Below are 20,828 nucleotides of genomic sequence, written 5' to 3' on the forward strand. Positions count from 1 at the left end.
TCACTCAACCAGCTACAACGAGGTGGGTATGTCAGTCGATCTTTCATGGCAGCTGCTGTGCACGGCACTCGTCATCTTCATGACGCCGGGTCTTGCGTTCTTCTACGGCGGTCTGGTCAAGTCCAAGTCCGCGATCTCGATGATGATGCTGAGCTTCGGCTCGCTCGCCCTGGTCACGGTGCTCTACGTCCTCTACGGCGGCACGGGCATCGCCGGCAACGGCACGAGCGGCGGCAGCAAGCTCTTCGGCAACCCGTTCGAGGACTTCGGCATGTCGGACCTGATGTCGGGGGTCGGTGGCGGTGACGCGGCCAACGCCTTCGGCGGTCACGCGTTCCTCGTCGCCTTCTGCATCATCACGGTCGCCCTCGTCTCGGGCGCGGTCGCCGACCGGGCACGCTTCTGGCCGTGGATGCTCTTCGCCGGGCTGTTCACGACCTTCGTCGTCTTCCCGACGTTCCGCTGGCTCTTCGGGGTGGACGCCGACGGCAACTTCTACGGCTGGCTGGCCAACGACGTCTTCGGCTTCGGTGCGGCGCTCGACTGGGCCGGCGGCACGATCATCCACCAGTCCGCCGGTGCTGCGGCCCTCGCTCTCGCCCTCGTTCTCGGCAAGCGCAAGCTCGGGTTCTCCAAGGAGGAGTCCCAGCCGCACAACGTGCCGCTGGTGCTCCTGGGCGCCTCGATCCTGTGGTTCGGCTGGTTCGGCTTCAACACCGGTGTCTACGGCGCCGACGAGGGCCAGACGTCGCTGATCTTCTTCAACACGCTCATCACCCCGGCGGCCGCGCTGATCGGCTGGATCGTCGTCGAGACCTTCCGTGACGGCAAGGCCACCGCGGTGGGTGCGGCGTCCGGCATCGTGACCGGGCTCGTCGCCATCACGCCGGCCTGCGCCTTCGTCACGCCCCTCTGGGCGATCGTGCTCGGCATCGTGTCGGGTGTCGCCTGCGCCCTGGCTGTCGACCTGAAGTTCAAGCTCGGCTACGACGACACGCTCGACGTCGTGGGCATCCACCTCGTCGCCGGCTTCATCGGCTGCGTCTACATCGGTCTGTTCGGCTCGGAGGCCCTGACCGGTGGCAGCCTGTTCTTCGGTGGCGAGACCGACCTGCTGTTCGCCCAGATCCTCTCGTCGCTCACGATCATCGTGTTCTCGTTCGTCGTGGCCTTCGCCATCGGCTTCGGCATCGAGAAGACGATCGGCTTCCGCGTGACGGAGGAGGACGAGGTCGCCGGCATCGACACCGCGCTGCACGGCTCGGAAGGCTACGCGCTCGACTGAGTCGTCACCCGAACCCCACGGAGGGCTCCTGCTCGGGCAGGGGCCCTTCGTGGCGTCCGGGGGCCGATCCCGGGCGCCACGGTTCCCCCGGGCCACCGAGGGCCGGTCTCGGCCGGCCGGCTTCGTCGGGGCCGGTCTCGGCTGGGCCGGCTTCGTCGGGGCCAGTTTCGTTCGGGCCGGGCCGCTGTGGCAGAATCGTCCCTTGGTGCACCGCGGTTCTGCCACAGGGGAGCCGTCGACGAGCACCGGTACGACACCAAGACTTTTCTCACCATCGTTTCCGTGGGTGACCTGTGGCACCGGCGAGGAGTAGACATGACCAACTTGGTCGACCAGGTCGCAGCCGAGTCGCGACGCGACGACATCCCCGCGTTCCGCGCCGGCGACACCCTCAAGGTCCACGTCAAGGTCGTCGAGGGCAACCGCTCGCGCGTCCAGGTGTTCCAGGGCGTCTGCATCAAGGTGCAGGGCTCGGGCATCGGACGCACCTTCACGGTCCGCAAGGTCAGCTTCGGCGTCGGTGTCGAGCGCACGTTCCCGCTCCACACCCCGGTCATCGAGAAGATCGAGGTCGCCACCCGCGGCGACGTCCGTCGGGCCAAGCTCTACTACCTCCGCTCGCTGCGCGGCAAGGCCGCGAAGATCAAGGAGAAGCGCGAGGACTGAGCGTCCTCCCGCGTGGCCGTCGAGCCCGCCCAGGATGCTGCGTCTAGGCTCACGTCGTGAGTGAGACCACGAAGCGCCAGCTCCCCGTCTGGCAGGAGTCCATCCTCCTCGTCGTCACCGCCATGGTGATGGCCGTCGTGGTCAAGGCGTTCTTCCTCCAGGCCTTCTACATCCCGTCGGAGTCCATGGAGCCGACGATGCTCGTCAACGACAAGATCCTCGTCCAGAAGGTCTCCTACTGGACCGGGGATCCGCAGCGTGGCGACATCGTCGTCTTCGACGATCCCGGTGGATGGCTCGACCAGAGCGAGTCCGCCCGTGCCAGCAACCCGGCGCAGAAGGCGCTCGAGGTCATCGGGCTGTTCCCCACGGGCGGCCACCTCATCAAGCGTGTCGTGGGCGTCGGCGGGGACCGCGTGGCGTGCTGCGACGACGAGGGTCGTCTGACGGTCAACGGCGTGTCGATCGACGAGCCGTACCTGAGGGACCCGAGCGCCAACGCCGAGTCGCGCTTCGACGTCGTGGTGCCCAAGGACCACCTCTGGGTGCAGGGCGACAACCGGGGCAACTCCGCGGACTCCCGCGTGCACCAGGGCGACCCCGGTGGCGGCTTCATCCCCGTCGACTCGGTCGTCGGCAAGGCGTGGGTCCGCGTGTGGCCGTGGAAGCGGATCGGTCTCATCCGGGGCAGCGAGGCCTTCGCCGAGGTCCCGTCCGAGCCCGCGTCGTCGCAGTGACCGGTCGGCCCACCCTCCGACTCGAGCGCAGCCTCCTGCGCGAGCGCTGCACCGTGCTGGCGTGCGCCGACGAGGTCGGCCGCGGCGCCCTGAGCGGTCCGGTGAGCGTCGGCGTCGTGGCCATCACCGCGAGCACGCGCACCGCACCCCAGGGGGTGCGCGACAGCAAGCTGCTGACCCCTGACGCGCGCGTCCGACTCGCGCCCCGCATCCGGCGCTGGGCCGCCACCCACGGGGCCGGGTACGGCGTCGGCCACGCGTCACCCGCGGAGATCGACGACGTCGGCATCATGGCGGCCATGCGCCTGGCCGCGCGACGAGCGCTGGAGCAGGTCGGGACCCCGCCCGACCTGGTCCTGCTCGACGGCAACCACGACTACCTGAGCGTCCCGGACCAGGCCTCGCTCTTCGACGTCGCGGAGGTGCCGCTGCCGCCGGTGGTCACGGCGATCAAGGCCGACCTGCGCTGCGCGGCGGTGGCCGCGGCGAGCATCCTCGCCAAGACCGAACGTGATGCACTCATGGTCGAGCTGGCGCGAGAGCACCCGGAGTACGGCTGGCACGAGAACAAGGGCTACGCGGCGCCGGCGCACGTGGAGGCCCTGCGCACCCACGGGCCCAGCCACCACCACCGCCGCTCGTGGAGCCTGCCGGGCAGCGTGCCGGCGGCCGGTAGTGTTCCGGTCATCGAGTCCGGTGCCGTCCGGGCGAGCGACGAGGCGATGGGGAGCAGATGAGCGCAGAGGACCTCGAGCGGTACGAGACCGAGGCCGAGCTCGCGCTGTACCGCGAGTACCGCGACGTCGTGAAGATCTTCAAGTACGTGGTGGAGACCGATCGGCGCTTCTACCTCTGCAACGCCGTCGACGTGAAGGTGCGCTCCGAGACGGGCGACGCCTACTTCGAGGTCTCCATGAACGACGCCTGGGTGTGGGACATCTACCGTCCGGCGCGGTTCGCCAAGAACGTCAAGGTGCTCACCTTCAAGGACGTCAACGTCGAGGAGCTGGCCGACTCCGACGTCAAGGTTCCGTCGAGCTGAGCCGAGCCGGCGCTCGCGGTCCGTCCACAGGACGTCGCACGCTCGAGCACCGTCGTCCACAGCCTGCGCCCGTGGCCTGTCGCCGGTCCGTCGTCCCGCCGACGCTGGAGGCATGACCTACGCACGCAACGACGCCGTCGGGCAGTACGGCGAGCAGGTGGCTGCGCGACACCTGGAGTCCCACGGCATGACGATCCTCGACCGCCGCTGGACGTGCCGGTGGGGCGAGCTCGACATCGTCGCCCGTGACGGTGCGACGATCGTCTTCTGCGAGGTCAAGACCCGCACCAGCCAGCGGCACGGCACGGGCTTCGAGGCGGTCTCGAGCCGCAAGGCGCAGCGGCTGCGTCGCGCGGCGTCGGCCTGGCTGCAGGCGCACGGGCTAGAGCCGCTGGGCGTGCGGATCGACGTCGTGTCCGTGCGCATCCCACGCCGTGGCGGGCCGGTCGTCGAGCGCGTGAGCGGGGTGGCCTGATGGCGGCCCTGCACTCGGTGACCCTGGACGGCCTCACCGGGCGCGCGATCGAGGTGGAGGTCGACATCGCCAACGGCTTCCCGTCGACCGTCGTCGTGGGTCTTGCCGACGCGATCGTCAACGAGGCTCGCGACCGGGTGCGCGCGGCGGTGGTCAACTCCGGCGCGTCCTGGCCCGACCAGCGGGTCACGATCAACCTCGCCCCGTCCACGCTGCCGAAGACCGGGTCCCACTACGACCTCGCCATCGCCCTCGCGATGTTCGTCGAGAAGAAGATCGTGCCGCTCGCGGCCACCGTCGGGACGGTGTTCATCGGGGAGCTCGCGCTCGACGGTCGCCTCCGCGCGGTGCGGGGCGTCCTGCCGGCCACGGTCGCCGCCGCCGAGGCCGGGTTCGAGCGCGTGCTCGTGCCCGAGTCCAACGTCGGCGAGGCCGAGCTGGTCGACGGCATCGGCGTGGTCGGTGTGCGGTCGTTGCGCCAGGTGGTGGCCATGCTGACCGGGCAGGAGGAGCCCGACGACCCGCCGGTCCCTCCGCTGGACGGTGGCGACGGTCTCGGCCACGCCTACAGCGACCGCGTGGCCGGTCTCGACCTCGCCGACGTGGCCGGGCAGGAGGACACCCGCACGGCGGTGGTGGTCGCTGCGGCCGGTGGCCACCACGTGCTGATGACGGGTCCGCCGGGCATCGGCAAGACCATGCTCGCCCAGCGGCTGCCTGGTCTCCTGCCGGACCTCACCCGCCCCCAGGCGCTGGAGGTCAGCGCGGTGCACTCCCTGGCGGGCGTCCTGCCGTCCGACGTCCCCCTCGTGCGGCGTCCTCCGTTCGTCGACCCGCACCACACGGCGAGCGCCGTCGCGATCGTCGGTGGAGGCCAACGGGTCATCCGGCCCGGTGCGCTGTCGCTCGCTCACCGCGGGGTGCTGTTCCTCGACGAGGCGCCGGAGTTCGCCTCGAACGTGCTCGACGCGCTGCGCCAGCCCTTGGAGAGCGGGCACGTGGTGGTCTCGCGGTCCGCCCAGACCGCGACGTTCCCGGCCCGCTTCCAGCTGCTCCTGGCGGCCAACCCGTGTCCGTGCGGACAGGGCGGGTCGGTGAGCGAGCCCTGCGAGTGCACCCCGCTGATGCAGCGGCGCTACCGCGACCGGATCTCCGGACCGGTGCGCGACCGCATCGACATCCATCGCACCCTCGTCGCGCCGACCCGGCCGGAGCTCGTCCACGGCGTCTCAGACGCCCGGTCGACGCGGGACCTCGCGCCGCTCGTCGCGCGGGCCCGGTCCCGCCAGGCCGAACGGCTGGCCGGCACGCCCTGGCAGGTCAACGCGGACGTGCCCGGCGTCGACCTGCGCAAGCACTGGCCGGCGACGGACGCGGCCAGGCGGCTCGTGGACTCCCAGCTGCGCGGTCAACGACTCTCCGCCCGTTCCGCGGACCGGGTGCTCCGCGTCGCCTGGAGCGTCTGCGACCTGCGCGAGGGGGAGCGGCCCGACGTCGAGGAGGTCGAGCTGGCGCTCGCCCTGCGCCGAGGTACCCCGCTCGGACCCCTGCTGCGGGACGTGGTGGTGGCGCCATGACCTCCGCGAACCGTCCCGCACGGCGGGGCACGCACGCCACGGACGCCGATGCGCGGATGGCGTTGAGTCTGCTCGTCGAGCCCGGCGACCCGCGCCTCGTGCAGTGGGTGCGCGAGCACGACCCGGCGGGCCTCCTCGAGGTGGTCCGTGATGGCTCCCGACGCTCCCGGCTGGAGGTCCCGCACGCCTGGCTGGAGGGGGCCGCGCGTCTGGACCGAGCCGTGAGCAGTGCGCGCGCGAGGTCCGAGGCGCACGGACTCCGCTGGGTCGTGCCCGGCGACGCGGCCTGGCCCGCGGCGCTCGACGACCTCGACCACGTGGAGCCCCTCGGCGGGAGCACCGGTGCGCCGCTCGGGCTGTGGGTGCGCGGCCCCGGCGACCTCGCGTCGCTCGTGGAGCACGGCATCGCCGTGGTGGGCGCCCGCTCGTGCACGGCCTACGGGAGCGACTGCGCCTCCGAGATCGCGGCCGACGTGGCCGACCAGGGCGGCACGGTCGTGAGTGGGGCGGCGTTCGGCATCGACGCCGCGGCCCACCGCGGCGCCCTCGTGCAGGACCGACCGACCGTGGCGGTGCTCGCCTGCGGTGCCGACGTCGAGTACCCACGCACCCACGCCGCGCTGCTGCAGCGCATCGCCCAGGACGGTCTCGTGGTCTCCGAGCAGGCCCCCGGGCAGGTCGCGATGCGGTCACGCTTCCTCACCCGCAACCGCATCATCGCCGGGCTCACGGTGGGCACGGTGGTCGTCGAGGCGGCCCGCCGCAGCGGATCGCTCAACACGTTGAACTGGGCCGACGCCCTGGGGCGGGTGACGATGGCCGTGCCCGGTCCGGTCACGTCGCAGCAGTCCGCCGGGGTGCACCAGGCGCTGCGCGACGGGCGGGCGGTCCTGGTGACGAACGGCCGCGAGGTCCTCGACGCCGTGGCCGGCGTGTCGGCCGACGTGCCCGAGCCGGTCCGGCCGTCCGACACCGACCACGACCGGTTGGGCGGGCTGGCTCGGCGGGTGCTCGACGCCCTCTCCTTCACCGAGGCGCGCAGCACCGCCGACGTCGCGGTCGCCGCGCGAGGCAGCAGGGCCGACGTGGCGGACCTGCTGGCGGGTCTCGAGCGGCAGGGATGGTGCGCCCGCGTGGGGGACCGGTGGCTGGTGCTCCCGCGTGGTGCCTCGATCGCGGCCCGCCGACCCGTCACGCTGGGACCATGAGTGGAGCCTGGGACGACGCGCTCGAGGCGTTCACCGAGCACCTGCGCCACGAGCGCGACCTCTCCGAGCACTCCGTCCGCGGCTACCTCGTCGACCTCGGCCACCTGGCCGACCACGCCCGGGCCCTCGGGGCGGGCGAGCCGTCGGGGCTCACCACGCGGGCGCTGCGCAGCTTCCTGGCCAACCAGCAGACCCTCGGCCGGTCGCGGGCCACGCTGGCCCGGCGCGCGACGTCGATCCGCTCGTTCACGGCCTGGCTGGTGCGCACCGGCCGCGCGACGAACGATCCCGGAGCACTGCTCGCCAGTCCTCGCTCGCAGCGCGCCCTGCCCGACGTGCTCAGCCAGACCGAGGTCCGAGCGCTCCTCGACGCCACGTCGGCCGCGATCGAGACCGATGGTCCCGTGGGCCTGCGGGACCTGGCCATCCTCGAGCTGCTCTACGCGACCGGCGTGCGGGTGGGTGAGCTGTGCGGTCTCGACATCGACGACATCGACCGCGGCCGTCGCCTGCTGCGCGTCCTCGGCAAGGGTCGCAAGGAGCGCTCGGTGCCCTACGGGCTTCCGGCAGCCGATGCGGTCGACGCCTGGGTCACCATCGGGCGGCCGACGCTGGTCGGCCCGGAGAGCGGGCCGGCGCTCCTGCTGGGCGTCCGCGGCGGTCGACTCGACCCTCGCGCGGCCCGCAAGATCGTGCACGACCGGCTCGCAGTGGTCGAGGGCGCCCCCGACCTCGGCCCCCACGGCCTGCGGCACACCGCCGCCACTCACCTGCTCGAGGGCGGCGCCGACCTGCGCAGCGTGCAGGAGGTGCTGGGCCACGCCTCCCTCGGCACCACCCAGATCTACACCCACGTGAGCACCGAGCGGCTGCGCGCCGCATACCGGTTGGCGCACCCACGGGCGTAGGACGCGGGCGAAGGACGACGCGTCCTGCGGCCGCCTCGTCGCCTCCGGCCGTCGACCTGCGGCTGCGTCGCTGTGGCTCCCAGGCGGGTCGGTCTCCGAAAGGGCCTCGACCGGAGCAGGGGGTCTGGGCTCGGGTGGGTCTGCGGGGTGCAGCTGGGTACTCGCGTGCGGCTGCGTCGCTGTGGCTTCGAGTGGGCGTGGTCTCCGAAAGGCCTCGACCGGAGCAGGGGGTCTGCGCTCGGCTGGGTCTGCGGGGCGCGGCCACGTTTCTTCCTTCGCGTGGACCGTGCCACGCGAAGGAAGCATCGTGGCGACGAAAAGGGGTCCGTACGGGCAGGGATTCTCCCTTCTCGTGGACCGTCCCGCGCAAAGGAAGAATCTCCGCCGCCCGGCGGGAGAGAGGCCCCGGCGGACGCAGGATTCTGCCTTCGCGTGCGGAAGCCCCAACGATGCTGCGTTGGTGACGGGATCCCGTAGCGAACGCAGCATCCTTCGCCCCCTCACGCACGAACGCAGAATCTTGCGTCCCCCGGGGTCGCGCTCCGAGAGCCCACCCGAGCCCGGCCCCGTCCGCCGGTCGAGGCCCTATCGGAGAGCAGGTCGACTCGCACCCACAGCGACGCAGCCGCAGGAGAAGACCCACCCGCGGGAGCGCAGCCACAGGAGAAGACCCACCCACAGCGACGCAGCCGCAGAGCCCCTCACCCCATCGGATCGACCGGCTTCCCGCCCCGCACCACCATGAAGTGCAGGTGACAGCCGGTCGACATCCCGGTCGAGCCCACGCGGCCGACGACGGTGCGCGGATCGACCCGGTCGCCGCGCGAGACCGAGGCCGAGGACAGGTGGGCGTAGGCGGTGCGCACGCCGCCGCCGTGGTCCAGCACGACCCGGAGTCCATAGGCACCGTCGCGCCCCGCGGACCGGACGGTACCGGCCTTCGCCGCTCGGACGGGCGTGCCGCAGGAGGCGCCGAGGTCGACGCCGTCGTGCAGCTTGCGGATGCCGGTCACCGGGTGGACACGCATCCCGAACGCCGACGTGACCGGCCCACCGACGGGCCGGGCGAGGTCGCCGAGCGAGCCGAGGGCGCCGGCCGGGGGCCGGGGGAGTCGGGCGTCAGGGTCCACGAGCACGAACCGCGACTCGCCGGTGAGCCGATCGCGCGGGTCGAGGTAGCGCTCGCCCTGCAGTCGCCCGAGGTGCAGGCACGCGCTCGCGCAGTGCGTCCCACCCGGCGCGAGTCGACCCAGGACCTCGCCGGGCTCGACCGCGTCGCCACGCTCGACCGTGCGCCGCTCCACCGGTTGGTAGGTGGAGCGCTCGCCCCCGTGGTCGACGGTCACCACGCCCACGCCGGCCACCGTCCCCGAGAAGCTGACCCGGCCGGCCGCCACGGCACGCACGGGCTCGCCCGGGGAGCCGGGCAGGTCGATCCCGCGATGCCCTGCGCCGTAGGGGGTGTCGGGCGGGTCGAAGTCGGTGCCCACCACCCGCTGGCCGAGCGGCCACGACCACGACGGGCCGTCGTCCGAGGCCCGCGCCACACCGGTCGCCGTCGACAGCAGGATCGCGGCGGCAGCGCCGAGGGCGAGGAGGAGGCGAGGGTGGGGGGAGCGGGCCGGCATGACTCGAGCGAACCCCGTCGGCGCTCGTCGCGGCAGGCCCTCGTCGCGACCTGTGGACACGGGACGTCCGCAGGTGCCCACGGCGCCGGGTCTGTGGATTTCTCGTTCTCCCGCCCGGTGTCCTAGACTGACCCCATCACGTCCTCGGACGTGAAATTCGCACGCCCGTCTCCGTCGTGACGTCGCTCGTCGACCGAACGCCGGGCGCGATCCTGGTCCTGCTCGCAGGTTGGTTCGCGTGGCACGGGAGTCAGGGCACCGCCGACCGGCGGTGCATCAACCAGGAACGGACCACCCGCCGCAGGGCCGGTGCGTCCAGAGGAGGAATCGACCATGGCGGTCGTCACCATGCGAGAGCTGCTCGAGAGCGGCGTCCACTTCGGGCACCAGACCCGTCGTTGGAACCCGAAGATGAAGCGCTTCATCTTCACCGAGCGCAACGGCATCTACATCATCGACCTGCAGCAGTCGCTGGCCTACATCGATGCCGGCTACGAGTTCGTCAAGAACACCGTCGCCCGCGGCGGCACGATCCTGTTCGTCGGCACCAAGCGCCAGGCGCAGGAGCCGGTCGAGGAGCAGGCCAAGCGCGTCGGCATGCCCTTCGTCAACCAGCGCTGGCTCGGCGGCATGCTCACCAACTTCCAGACGATGCACCAGCGGCTCCAGCGCATGAAGGAGCTCGAGGAGATCGACTTCGACGACGTGGCCGGTTCGGGTCGCACGAAGAAGGAGCTCCTCCAGATGCGTCGCGAGTACGACAAGCTGAACCGCACCCTCGGCGGCGTCCGCGACATGGCCCGCACCCCGTCCGCGGTCTGGATCGTCGACACCAAGAAGGAGCACCTCGCGGTCGACGAGTGCAAGAAGCTCGGCATCCCGATCGTCGCGATCCTCGACACCAACTGCGACCCCGACGACGTCAACTACCCGATCCCGGGCAACGACGACGCCATCCGCTCGGTCAGCGTGCTGACCCGCGTGGTCGCCGACGCCGTCGCCGAGGGCCTGCTGCAGCGCGGCGGCGCCAAGACGGGCAACGAGGAGGCCGGCGCCGAGCTCGGTGGCGACGAGCCCCTGGCCGAGTGGGAGCGCGAGCTGCTCGAGAAGAAGGACGAGTCCGCTGCCCCCGCCGCCGAGGCCCCGGCTGCCGAGTCCACCGAGGCGCCCGCCGCCGAGGCTCCGGCTGCCGAGACGACCGAGGCTCCGGCTGCCGAGGCCCCCGCTGCCGAGGCCACCGAGGCTCCCGCCGACAAGTGATCCCTGGTCGGGTGCCGGGCCATCCCCGGCACCCGACCCCACCACCTGCCACCACCACGATCAGGGAAGAGACCACGCACATGGCCATTGCTGCCGCAGACGTGAAGAAGCTCCGCGACGCCACGGGCGCCGGGATGATGGACGCCAAGAAGGCCCTCACCGAGGCCGACGGCGACTTCGACAAGGCCGTCGAGATCCTGCGGATCTCCGGTGCGGCCAAGGCCGCCAAGCGCGGCGCCGAGCGCGAGGCCTCGTCCGGCCTCGTCGCCAACACCGGCACCGCCATCGTCGAGCTCAACTCCGAGACCGACTTCGTCGCCAAGAACGAGCAGTTCATCGAGCTCGCCGAGCGCCTGGCCGCCGCGGCCGACGCCAGCAAGCCCGAGAGCGCCGAGGCCTTCGCCAAGACGACCCTCGACGACGGCAAGACCGTCGAGGAGACCGTCAGCGCCCTCGCCGCCGTCATCGGCGAGAAGATCGAGCTCGGCCGCGTGGCCGCGTTCGACGGCCAGGTCGCCGTCTACCTCCACCGTCGTGCCAGCGACCTCCCGCCGGCCGTCGGCGTGCTCGTCGAGTACACCGGCGACGACCTCGACGCCGCCCGCGGCGCCGCCATGCAGATCGCGGCCATGCGCCCGCGCTACCTCACCCGTGAGGACGTGCCCGCCGACATCGTCGCCAAGGAGCGCGAGATCGCCGAGGCCACGGCCCGCGAGGAGGGCAAGCCCGAGCAGGCGATCGAGAAGATCACCGAGGGTCGCGTCAACGGCTTCTTCAAGGACGTCGTGCTGCTCGACCAGCCGTCCGTCACCGACAACAAGAAGACGGTCAAGGCCGTGCTCGACGCCGCCGGCGTGAGCATCACGCGCTTCGCGCACATCGAGATCGGCGCCTGAGCGCAGGAGTCGACCCACGCACGACCACAGGAAGGACCGGAGCATCGTGAGCATCCACCAGACGAACGGTGACCCGGCCGACCCCCGTGGCGTGCACGGCAGCACGGAGCTGTCGACGGGGGACGCCGGGACCCCAGGTCCCGGCGTCCGTCGCGTGCTGCTGAAGCTGTCCGGCGAGGTCTTCGGCGGCGGGAGCATCGGCATCGACCCCGACGTCGTCAACGCCATCGCCCGCCAGGTCGCCGAGGCCGTCCGCGAGGGCGCCCAGGTGGCGATCGTCGTGGGCGGCGGCAACTTCTTCCGCGGCGCCGAGCTCAGCCAGCGCGGCATGGAGCGGTCCCGCGCCGACTACATCGGCATGCTCGGCACCGTCATGAACAGCCTCGCCCTGCAGGACTTCATCGAGAAGCAGGGCATCGACACCCGGGTGCAGTCGGCCATCACCATGGGGCAGGTCGCCGAGCCGTACATCCCCCGGCGCGCCATCCGGCACCTCGAGAAGGGCCGCGTCGTGATCTTCGGCGCCGGTGCGGGCATGCCCTACTTCAGCACCGACACCGTCTCGGCCCAGCGTGCGCTCGAGATCAAGGCCGACGCGGTGCTCATGAGCAAGAGCGGCGTCGACGGGGTCTACTCCGCCGACCCGCGCACCGACGCATCGGCGCGACGCTTCGAGGAGATCACCTTCGCCGAGGCCCTGCGCCTCGGCCTCAAGGTGGTCGACGCGGCCGCGTTCGCGCTGTGCATGGAGAACGACCTGCCCATGATCGTGTTCGGCATGGAGGGCGAGGGCAACATCGCCCGCGTCCTGCGTGGTGAGAGGATCGGGACGCTGGTCCACGGTGGGACCGGACCACTCAACGGGACGACTACAGGAGACGCATCGTGATCGACCAGACCCTGCGCGAGGCCGGCAGCAAGATGGACAAGGCCGTCGAGCACACCCGCGAGGAGTTCGCCGCGATCCGCACCGGTCGTGCGCACCCGGCGATGTTCGCCCAGATCACGGCCGAGTACTACGGCACCCCCACGCCGCTGCAGCAGCTGGCGGGCTTCCAGGTGCCGGAGCCTCGCACGGTCATCATCAGCCCCTACGACCAGGGCGCGAAGAGTGCGATCGAGAAGGCCATCCGCGAGTCCGACCTCGGCGTCAACCCGTCCGACGACGGCAAGGTGCTGCGCGTGACCCTGCCCGAGCTCACCGAGGAGCGGCGCAAGGAGTACATCAAGCTCGCGCGCTCCAAGGCCGAGGAGGGCCGGGTGGCCGTGCGCGGTGTCCGCCGCAGCGCCAAGCAGGCCATGGACAAGGCCGAGAAGGACTCCGAGATCAGCCAGGACGACAACACCGGCGCCGAGAAGCGGCTCGACGGGCTGACCAAGCAGCACGTGGACCAGATCGACGAGATGCTCAAGAACAAGGAAGCCGAGCTCCTTGAGGTCTGAGGAGCCCGCCCCCACGGACGGACCCCTGGACGAGACCGACCCCGCGGTGGCGCAGAAGAAGAGCCGCGCCGGGCGCAACCTGCCGGCGGCCATCGCCGTCGGTGCCGCGCTCGGCGGCACGGTCGTGGCGTCGCTGTTCCTCTTCAAGGACCTGTTCGTCGCCGTCGTCGTGCTCGCGCTCGGCGTCGGTCTGTGGGAGCTGGCCAGGGCCCTCGGCAAGGCCGGGATCACCGTCCCGTTCCTGCCCGTGCTCACCGGCGGCACCCTCATGCTGCTCGGCGCCTACTACGGCGGCATGGAGACCGCGGCCGTCGCGATGGCCCTCACCGTCATCGGCACCCTCGTGTGGCGACTCTCCGACGGCGCCGACGGCTTCGTGCGCGACGCGAGTGCCGGCCTGTTCTGCCTGTCCTACCTGCACCTCATGGGCGTCTTCGTCATGCTCATGCTCGTCGAGGACGACGGACCCTGGCGCATCGTCGCGTTCATCGTGGCCACGGTCGCCTCCGACATCGGCGGCTACATCGCCGGCGTCCTGTTCGGCAAGCACCCCATGGCCCCGACCATCAGCCCCAAGAAGTCCTGGGAGGGCTTCACCGGCTCGCTCGTCTTCGGCATCGGTGCGGGCATCGGCACCGTGGTGCTCGGGTTGGACGGCGACTGGTGGGTCGGCGTCCTGCTCGGCGTCGCCGGCGTCGTCATGGCCACGCTCGGTGACCTGTCGGAGTCCCTGGTCAAGCGCGACCTCGGCATCAAGGACATGGGCGACCTGCTCCCCGGCCACGGAGGTCTCATGGACCGTCTGGACTCCCTGATCGCCGTCGCCCCCGTCGCGTGGCTGATCCTGCACTACCTGGTCACGCCTGCCTGACCGACGCCCGGCCGAGCGACCGGGTCGGTGCCGTCACGGCCGTGAAACAGCCATGAGGCAGGCTTGCGCCATGTCGATCAAGGTCTCGCTCCGCCACCGCACGACCTACCGCTTCGACCGCCCTGTCGCCCTGGGCCCGCACGTCGTGCGGCTGCGTCCCGCGCCGCACAGCCGCACGCCCATCGACGCCTACGCGATGAAGGTCTCGCCGGGCGAGCACTTCGTCAACTGGCAGCAGGACCCCTTCGGCAACTGGCAGGCGCGGCTCGTGTTCCCCGAGAAGGTCACCGAGCTGGACATCGACGTCTCGCTCGTCGCCGACCTCATGGTGATCAACCCGTTCGACTTCTTCGTCGAGGAGTACGCCGAGACCTTCCCGTTCACGTACGAGCCCCAGCTGGCGGCCGACCTCGCTCCCTACCTGCGTCCGGTCGGGGAGAGCGGGGCCGATGCCGGTCCCGGACCGGTCGTCTCCCAGTGGCGCGACACCCTCCCGGACCTCCCGGACGACGGCGTGCCGCTCGTGCAGTTCCTCGCCGGGCTCAACGACGCCGTCCACCGCGACGTCGCCTACACCGTGCGCATGGAGCCAGGGGTGCAGACGCCCGACGAGACGCTCACGCGCGCGATCGGGTCGTGCCGTGACAGTGCCTGGCTCCTCGTGTCGTTGCTGCGCCAGTACGGGCTCGCTGCGCGGTTCGTGTCGGGCTACCTCGTGCAGCTGGCCCCGGACCCGCTGGTCGCGGCGCAGGCCCTCGACGGGCCGGCGGGTGCCACCGAGGACTTCACCGACCTGCACGCGTGGGCCGAGGTCTTCGTGCCGGGCGCCGGCTGGGTCGGCCTGGACCCGACGTCGGCGCTGTTCGCGGGGGAGGGCCACATCCCGCTCTCGGCCACGCCCCACCCGTCGTCGGCCGCCCCCATCACGGGTGCGTTGGAGCCGGCCGAGGTGGAGTTCTCGTTCCTCAACGAGGTGACCCGCGTCCACGAGGACCCCCGGGTCACGCTCCCGTACACCGACGCCCAGTGGCAGCGCGTCGACGCGGTGGGGGCCGACGTCGACGCCCGGCTCGACGCCGGCGAGGTGGGCCTCACGATGGGCGGCGAGCCCACCTTCGTGAGCGTCGACGACATGACCTCGGCGCAGTGGAACACCGACGCCGACGGTGACGAGAAGCGCGCCCTCGCCACCGAGCTCGCCGAGCGTCTGCGCCAGGTGTACGCCGCCGGTGGGCTCGTGCACCGCGGGCAGGGCAAGTGGTACCCGGGCGAGCCCCTGCCGCGCTGGCAGATCTCGATGCAGTGGCGAACCGACGGTGAGCCGTTGTGGAGCGAGCCGGACCTGCTGTGCGACCCGTGGGCCGAGAACGAGGCCGTCGAGCACGGCACGGCCGAGCGGCTGGCGCGCGAGGTCGCGCACTTGCTCGGGCTCCCGGCCGAGCAGGTGCTGCCGGCGTGGGAGGACCCGTTCGCCGTGCTCGCGCACGACGTGTCGCGTCCCGACGGCCCCCGCCCGGACTCCGTCGGTCCCGACGGGGCGGAACAGGTCCCCGACGTCGCCCTCGTGGCCGAGCTCGACGCAGCCGTGGCGCGTCCGACCGGGTGGGTGCTGCCGCTGGCGACGGGGGAGACGTGGCGCAGCCCTGCCTGGCGCTTCCGGCGCGGTCGGCTCGTGCTGCTGCCCGGCGACTCCGCCGTCGGTCTGCGCCTGCCGCTGGACTCGATCACGTGGACCGACCCCGAGGCGTCGGGCGATCCGTCCTACCTCGAGGCCGGACCGGCCCTCGTGCCCGGCGTGCCCGACGTCGTGGTCGTCGATCCCGACGAGCAGCCCACCACGGCGCTCGCCTTCGAGGTCCGTCCCGGCAGCGAGGACGGGGCCGAGGTCCTGCACGTCTTCCTGCCACCCACCGAGCGGCTGGAGGACTACGCCGACCTGCTGCACGTGGTCGAGGCCGCCGCCGTCGCCGTCGGGACACCGGTCGTGGTCGAGGGCTACGGCCCGCCGCCGGATCCTCGCCTGACCCAGCTGAGCGTCACCCCCGACCCGGGTGTCATCGAGGTCAACGTGCACCCGACCCGCTCGTGGGCCGAGCTGAGCGCGCTGACCGACACGCTGTACGACGCCGCCCGGCGCACCCGCCTCGCGACGGAGAAGTTCGACCTCGACGGCCAGCACACCGGCACCGGCGGCGGCAACCACATCACGCTCGGCGGCACGACCCCGGCGCACTCGCCCCTCCTGCGTCGTCCCGACCTCCTCGTGAGCCTGCTGACCCACTGGCAGCGACACCCGTCGCTGTCCTACCTGTTCTCGGGGCGGTTCATCGGTCCGACGAGCCAGGCGCCGCGCTTCGACGAGGGTCGTCCCGAGGCGGTCTACGAGATGGAGATCGCGATCTCCGAGGTGCACCGCCTGGCCGCCGAGGCGGCGGAGAAGGACGAGCCCGTGCGCCCGTGGCTCGTCGACCGCGCCCTGCGGCACCTGCTCACCGACCTCACCGGCAACACCCACCGCGCGGAGTTCTGCATCGACAAGCTGTACAGCCCCGACTCGTCGCGCGGCCGCCTGGGGCTGCTCGAGCTGCGCGGCTTCGAGATGCCTCCGCACCCGCAGATGGCGCTCGTGCAGGCCCTGCTCGTGCGGGCCCTCGTGGCGCGGTTCTGGGAGTCGCCCAGCACCGATCCGCTCGTGCGATGGGGCTCGGCCCTGCACGAGGACTTCCTGCTGCCCCAGGGAGCGATCCGCGACGTCGACGCCGTGGTGGGCGACCTGCAGGCCCACGGGATCGCGTTCGAGCGGTCCTGGCTCGACCCCTTCGTGGAGTTCCGCTTCCCGCGGATCGGCCTCACTCAGGTGGCCACGCCCGCCGGCCCGGTCGAGCTGGAGCTGCGCAGCGCCATCGAGCCGTGGCACGTGCTGGGCGAGGAGGCCACGGGCGGAGGGACGTCGCGGTACGTCGACTCCTCCCTGGAGCGGCTGCAGGTGACGGTTCGCGGCATCTCGCGGTCGAGCCACCTCGTCACGTGCCAGGGTGTTCCCGTGCCCCTCACCCCGACCGGCGTGCCCGGCGAGTACTACGCGGGCGTCCGTTACCGGGCGTGGCAGCCGTGGTCGGCGCTGCACCCCTCGATCCCGGTGCACTCCCCGTTGCACGTCGAGGTCGTCGACGTCGCGTCCGGCCTCGCGCTCGGCGGCTGCACCTACCACGTGGTGCACCCGGGTGGCCGTGCCTACGACCACCCGCCGGTCAACGCCCAGGAGGCCGAGGCGCGTCGGTCGAGCCGGTTCGTCACCCAGCCGGCCGGCACCGGCCCGGTCGACGTCGGCGCGCTCGTCGAGGCGGGTCGTCGCGCCCACAGCGACGAGTACCCCCAGACGCTCGACCTGCGCCGGGTGCCCCCGGCGGGGGCGCCGGGCCCTGGGCGGCTGACGACATCGCCATGACGGTCCTGCGCGACTACGCCTCGGCAGTCGGCCAACCGACCCTGGACGCCGCCCCCGGTCGCTATGACGAGGTCGTCGACGCCGACGGCGCCCTGCGGCCCGCCTGGCGGAGCATCGCCGCGAGCGCCCTCGAGATCACCGGTCCCCAGCTGCGCCGGGTGCACCGCGACATCGACCGGTTCCTCGGTGACGACGGGGTCACCTACCGCCGACCGGGGGAGCCCCGCGCGACCTGGCGGCTCGATCCGCTCCCGATCGTGCTCTCGCCCCAGGACTGGGCCCCGCTGGAGGTCGGGCTCGCGCAACGGGCCGAGCTGCTCAACGCGCTGCTCGCCGACCTGCACGGTCCGCAGACGGTGCTGGCCGACGGCGTGCTCCCGCCCGAGCTCGTGTACGCCCACCAGGGCTACCTGCGCGTGACCGCCCGCGCCTCCTCCACCGACGCGCGTCCGCTCCTCGTCACGGCCACCGACGTGGCCAGGACGCCTGCGGGCGAGTGGATGGTCGTCGCGGACCGCGCGCAGGCCCCGTCGGGCCTCGGGTACGCGATGGAGAACCGCCACGTCATCTCGCGGGTGCTGCCCGAGATGTACCGCGAGGCGGGGCTGCACCAGATGGGCCCGTTCCTCCAGGCGTTGCGCTCGACCCTCATGCAGGCCGCGCCCGACCACGTGGCGGACCCGCGCGTCGTGGTGCTCACGCCGGGGTCGTCGTCGGAGACGGCCTTCGACCAGGCCCACCTCGCGTCGAGCCTGGGCTTCCCGCTGGTCCAGGGCAACGACCTCGTGGTGCGCTCCGGGGCGGTGTGGATGCGCGTGTTCGGTCGACTCGAGCGGGTCGACGTGATCCTGCGGCGGGTCGACGCGTCCTGGTGCGACCCGCTCGAGCTGCGTGGCGACTCCCAGCTGGGCGTGCCGGGGCTGTTGGAGGCGGTCCGACGCGGGAACGTGCGCATCGTCAACGGTCTCGGGTCCGGTCTGCTGGAGAACCCCGCCCTCCTGCCGTACATGTCGCAGCTGTGCGAGCGGCTGCTCGACGAGCCCCTCCGTCTCGCGTCGGTCCCCACCTACTGGCTGGGGGATCCCTCGTCGCTCGCGTTCGTCCGCAAGCACGTCGACGAGCTGACCGTCCGCTCCATCGACCGCAGCGTCGACCTCGAGCACCTCGGTCCCGACGACCTGCTCCGACAGGTCGAGGCCGCACCGCACCGGTTCGCCGCGCAGGAGCTGCCCGCCTGGTCCCAGGCGCCCCGGCTCACCGGGGGTGCGGTGAGGCCCCAGTCGGTAGCCCTGCGAGCGTTCACGCTGCGGTACGGCGCCTCCTACCGACCTCTGCTCGGCGGGCTCGCCTCGGTGCTGGAGGGTGGCCGCACGGTCTCGAGCAAGGACGTGTGGGTGCTCAAGGAGAGCGCGGACGACCCCGACCAGCACCTGGCCGAGGTCCTGCCCGTCACGTCGTCGAGCAACGTCACCCCGCCGGTGCCGCGCGTGCTGGAGGACCTGTTCTGGTTCGGTCGGTACGCCGAGCGCGCCGAGGACACCCTGCGGCTGGTGCTGGTCGCGCACGCGCTGGCCGAGGACTACCGCAGCCGGCCGTACAGCGCCGGCGGCGTCGCGCTGCGGGTGCTTCGGTCGGCGCTGCAGCAGCTGGTGCCAGGGACCTTCGACCTCACGGACCCGGCGGCCATCGACGCCGACCTGCGCTCGGTGCTGCTCGACGCGGGGCGACCGGCCTCCGTGGCGCAGTCGTTCGCCGCCTTGCGCTCGGCGGCACAGGGCGTGCGCGACCAGCTCTCCATCGACGTGTTCCGCGCCTTCGGCGCCACCGAGCGCGCCGCCGGGATGCTGGACGTCAACGACCACAGCCTGCAGGTCACGGAGAGCGCCGAGCGCATGCTCACGGGTCTGCTCGCCCTGCACGGCGCCACGGCGAACATGGTCCACGACGACGGGTGGCAGGTGCTCGAGGCGGGACGTTCCCTCGAGCGGTGCCTGCAGGTGGTCGCGCTGCTGCGTCGCTCGGTCACCGTGCGCCGCGGCATCGATGTCGACCGTCACCTGCACCAGGCGGTGCTGACGGCCACCGAGAGCGCCGTGACCCATCGTCGTCGCTACCGCGGGTTCGTGCGGGTCACCACCCTCGTCGAGCTGCTGCTCGCCGACCCGGGCAACCCGCGGTCCCTGCGCTTCAACCTCGAGGCGCTGCGGCGGCACGTCGCGGCGCTGCCCGCCTCGACGGGATCGACCCGTCCCGAGCGGCTCCTCGACGACCTCGCCGAGGAGCTCGACCGCGTCGACACGGCGGCGCTCGTGCCCATCGAGGGGGAGGCGCGGCCGAACCTGGAGCGGCACCTGGACACCGTCGCCGTGCACCTGTCGCGCTTCGCGGAGGCGTTCGAGGCCATGCACCTGGCCGCGGCCCCGGCCCCGCGGTCGTTCGGCCTGGCGGGACGGGGGCCGGCATGAGGCTCGACGTCACCCACCGCACCACCTACACCTACGACGACGACGTGACCGGCAGCTACGGCATCGGCTACCTGACCCCCCGCGAGCTGCCCTGGCAGCGCATCGAGCAGCACGAGGTCGTCGTCGACCCCACGCCGCTGGACCTCGCCACGGACGTCGACCACTACGGCAACACCGCCACGTTCTTCCAGCTCGACGAGGCCCATCGTGACCTCGTGGTGGTGGCGCACAGCGTGGTGGAGGTCGACGTCCCCGTGATGGACCCCGTCGCGCTGGCCGTGCCGTGGGAGCAGGCGCGGCCGACCGAGCGCCGTGACGTGCCGGACGCCTGGCAGGCGATCGACCTCGCGCTCGCGTCGCCCTCGATCGACCATCCTGCTGCGGCCCACGCCTACGCGGCCGAGTCGCTGCGTCCCGGGCGGCCGCTGGGAGAGGCGGCGCTGGAGCTGATGCACCGGATCTACGCGGACTTCGCGTACGAGCAGGGTGCGACGACCGTGACGACGACGATCTCGGACGTCCTGGAGGCCCGCGCAGGGGTGTGCCAGGACTTCGCGCAGCTGACCCTCGCGTGCCTGCGGTCGCACGGGCTCGCCGCCCGGTACGTGAGCGGCTACCTGGCGACCGAGCCGCCGCCGGGCAAGGAGCGGGTCCTGGGCGCCGACGCCACGCACGCGTGGGCCGCGGTGTGGGTGCCGGGCGGCGGCTGGCTCGCCCTCGACCCCACCAACGACCAGGCCGCCAACGAGCGGTACGTGACCGTCGCGTGGGGTCGCGAGTACGCCGACGTCCCGCCGCTGAAGGGCGTCATCTTCACGGAGGCGAAGACGTCGACGCTCAGCGTGGGTGTCGACGTCGTGCCGGTCTGAGATCACACCGGCCCGAGGTGCGCCGGGGGGCCGTCGCCCGGATGATGGGG

Annotated in this window: 18 protein-coding genes; 17 read left to right on the forward strand and 1 reads right to left on the reverse strand. The window is 72.2% G+C overall.

All coding sequences use genetic code 11. From position 1 onward, the window contains the following. The first annotated feature begins 28 nt into the window (after window positions 1-28). From ASF35_RS11345 to ASF35_RS11385, 9 genes are all read left to right on the forward strand, one after another. Entirely contained in the window at window positions 29-1,285 is a 1,257-nt protein-coding gene (locus ASF35_RS11345; protein ID WP_055967317.1) for an ammonium transporter, read from the forward strand. Between the two features lie 315 nt (window positions 1,286-1,600). Next, on the forward strand, window positions 1,601-1,951 hold the full coding sequence (gene rplS, locus ASF35_RS11350; RefSeq protein WP_055967319.1) for a 50S ribosomal protein L19: 351 nt from the start codon (window positions 1,601-1,603) through the stop codon (window positions 1,949-1,951). Between the two features lie 56 nt (window positions 1,952-2,007). Further along, entirely contained in the window at window positions 2,008-2,688 is a 681-nt protein-coding gene (lepB, locus tag ASF35_RS11355; protein ID WP_235492941.1) for a signal peptidase I, read from the forward strand. After that, on the forward strand, window positions 2,685-3,425 hold the full coding sequence (locus tag ASF35_RS11360) for a ribonuclease HII (protein ID WP_055967323.1): 741 nt from the start codon (window positions 2,685-2,687) through the stop codon (window positions 3,423-3,425). The genes lepB and ASF35_RS11360 overlap by 4 nt, the downstream gene beginning before the upstream one ends. Then, complete coding sequence (locus ASF35_RS11365) at window positions 3,422-3,730, forward strand: DUF2469 domain-containing protein (RefSeq protein ID WP_055967326.1); 309 nt, start codon at window positions 3,422-3,424, stop codon at window positions 3,728-3,730. The genes ASF35_RS11360 and ASF35_RS11365 overlap by 4 nt, the downstream gene beginning before the upstream one ends. Window positions 3,731-3,842: 112 nt before the next feature. Beyond that, complete coding sequence (locus ASF35_RS11370; RefSeq protein WP_055967329.1) at window positions 3,843-4,205, forward strand: YraN family protein; 363 nt, start codon at window positions 3,843-3,845, stop codon at window positions 4,203-4,205. Beyond that, window positions 4,205-5,782, forward strand: a complete 1,578-nt coding sequence (locus tag ASF35_RS11375; RefSeq protein WP_055967332.1) for a YifB family Mg chelatase-like AAA ATPase — start codon at window positions 4,205-4,207, stop codon at window positions 5,780-5,782. Before ASF35_RS11370 ends, ASF35_RS11375 begins: the two co-directional genes overlap by 1 nt. A 56-nt stretch (window positions 5,783-5,838) precedes the next feature. After that, window positions 5,839-6,990, forward strand: coding sequence for a DNA-processing protein DprA (dprA, locus tag ASF35_RS11380; RefSeq protein WP_162239307.1), 1,152 nt, complete (start codon window positions 5,839-5,841; stop codon window positions 6,988-6,990). Further along, on the forward strand, window positions 6,987-7,898 hold the full coding sequence (locus ASF35_RS11385) for a tyrosine recombinase XerC (protein WP_055967338.1): 912 nt from the start codon (window positions 6,987-6,989) through the stop codon (window positions 7,896-7,898). Before dprA ends, ASF35_RS11385 begins: the two co-directional genes overlap by 4 nt. 701 nt (window positions 7,899-8,599) lie before the next feature. On the opposite strand, the gene ASF35_RS11390 is transcribed toward ASF35_RS11385, so the two are convergent. Then, window positions 8,600-9,526 (reverse strand): M23 family metallopeptidase, encoded by a 927-nt coding sequence (locus ASF35_RS11390; protein ID WP_055967340.1) that lies wholly within the window; start codon window positions 9,524-9,526, stop codon window positions 8,600-8,602. A gap of 333 nt (window positions 9,527-9,859) precedes the next feature. Here ASF35_RS11390 and rpsB point away from each other — a divergent pair, with 333 nt between their 5' ends. From rpsB to ASF35_RS11430, 8 genes are all read left to right on the forward strand, one after another. Continuing rightward, complete coding sequence (gene rpsB / locus ASF35_RS11395) at window positions 9,860-10,786, forward strand: 30S ribosomal protein S2 (RefSeq protein WP_055967343.1); 927 nt, start codon at window positions 9,860-9,862, stop codon at window positions 10,784-10,786. An 80-nt stretch (window positions 10,787-10,866) separates the two neighbouring features. Beyond that, on the forward strand, window positions 10,867-11,682 hold the full coding sequence (gene tsf / locus ASF35_RS11400; RefSeq protein WP_055967346.1) for a translation elongation factor Ts: 816 nt from the start codon (window positions 10,867-10,869) through the stop codon (window positions 11,680-11,682). Between the two features lie 109 nt (window positions 11,683-11,791). Next, window positions 11,792-12,571: a UMP kinase gene (gene pyrH, locus ASF35_RS11405; RefSeq protein ID WP_200931768.1), complete on the forward strand. Its 780-nt coding sequence runs from the start codon at window positions 11,792-11,794 to the stop codon at window positions 12,569-12,571. Continuing rightward, window positions 12,571-13,125, forward strand: coding sequence for a ribosome recycling factor (gene frr, locus ASF35_RS11410; protein ID WP_200914550.1), 555 nt, complete (start codon window positions 12,571-12,573; stop codon window positions 13,123-13,125). The genes pyrH and frr overlap by 1 nt, the downstream gene beginning before the upstream one ends. After that, window positions 13,115-13,996: a phosphatidate cytidylyltransferase gene (locus ASF35_RS11415; RefSeq protein ID WP_055967352.1), complete on the forward strand. Its 882-nt coding sequence runs from the start codon at window positions 13,115-13,117 to the stop codon at window positions 13,994-13,996. Before frr ends, ASF35_RS11415 begins: the two co-directional genes overlap by 11 nt. 70 nt (window positions 13,997-14,066) lie before the next feature. Next, window positions 14,067-17,444: a DUF2126 domain-containing protein gene (locus ASF35_RS11420; protein WP_055967355.1), complete on the forward strand. Its 3,378-nt coding sequence runs from the start codon at window positions 14,067-14,069 to the stop codon at window positions 17,442-17,444. Then, entirely contained in the window at window positions 17,441-19,909 is a 2,469-nt protein-coding gene (locus tag ASF35_RS11425) for a circularly permuted type 2 ATP-grasp protein (RefSeq protein WP_055967359.1), read from the forward strand. The genes ASF35_RS11420 and ASF35_RS11425 overlap by 4 nt, the downstream gene beginning before the upstream one ends. Continuing rightward, window positions 19,906-20,778 (forward strand): transglutaminase family protein, encoded by an 873-nt coding sequence (locus ASF35_RS11430; RefSeq protein ID WP_055967362.1) that lies wholly within the window; start codon window positions 19,906-19,908, stop codon window positions 20,776-20,778. The genes ASF35_RS11425 and ASF35_RS11430 overlap by 4 nt, the downstream gene beginning before the upstream one ends. Window positions 20,779-20,828: the final 50 nt, after the last annotated feature.

Source organism: Aeromicrobium sp. Leaf291 (assembly GCF_001423365.1).
GTDB lineage: Bacteria > Actinomycetota > Actinomycetes > Propionibacteriales > Nocardioidaceae > Aeromicrobium.

Excerpts from the sequence above, each read along its gene's own strand:
- dprA (WP_162239307.1), top strand. The coding sequence starts at position 5,839 with ATGGCGTTGAGTCTGCTCGTCGAGCCCGGCGACCCGCGCCTCGTGCAG.
- tsf (WP_055967346.1), top strand. The coding sequence starts at position 10,867 with ATGGCCATTGCTGCCGCAGACGTGAAGAAGCTCCGCGACGCCACGGGC.
- ASF35_RS11375 (WP_055967332.1), top strand. The coding sequence starts at position 4,205 with ATGGCGGCCCTGCACTCGGTGACCCTGGACGGCCTCACCGGGCGCGCG.
- ASF35_RS11345 (WP_055967317.1), top strand. The coding sequence starts at position 29 with ATGTCAGTCGATCTTTCATGGCAGCTGCTGTGCACGGCACTCGTCATC.
- ASF35_RS11365 (WP_055967326.1), top strand. The coding sequence starts at position 3,422 with ATGAGCGCAGAGGACCTCGAGCGGTACGAGACCGAGGCCGAGCTCGCG.
- ASF35_RS11425 (WP_055967359.1), top strand. The coding sequence starts at position 17,441 with ATGACGGTCCTGCGCGACTACGCCTCGGCAGTCGGCCAACCGACCCTG.
- rplS (WP_055967319.1), top strand. The coding sequence starts at position 1,601 with ATGACCAACTTGGTCGACCAGGTCGCAGCCGAGTCGCGACGCGACGAC.
- ASF35_RS11420 (WP_055967355.1), top strand. The coding sequence starts at position 14,067 with ATGTCGATCAAGGTCTCGCTCCGCCACCGCACGACCTACCGCTTCGAC.
- ASF35_RS11370 (WP_055967329.1), top strand. The coding sequence starts at position 3,843 with ATGACCTACGCACGCAACGACGCCGTCGGGCAGTACGGCGAGCAGGTG.
- ASF35_RS11430 (WP_055967362.1), top strand. The coding sequence starts at position 19,906 with ATGAGGCTCGACGTCACCCACCGCACCACCTACACCTACGACGACGAC.
- ASF35_RS11390 (WP_055967340.1), bottom strand. The coding sequence starts at position 9,526 with ATGCCGGCCCGCTCCCCCCACCCTCGCCTCCTCCTCGCCCTCGGCGCT.
- ASF35_RS11385 (WP_055967338.1), top strand. The coding sequence starts at position 6,987 with ATGAGTGGAGCCTGGGACGACGCGCTCGAGGCGTTCACCGAGCACCTG.
- rpsB (WP_055967343.1), top strand. The coding sequence starts at position 9,860 with ATGGCGGTCGTCACCATGCGAGAGCTGCTCGAGAGCGGCGTCCACTTC.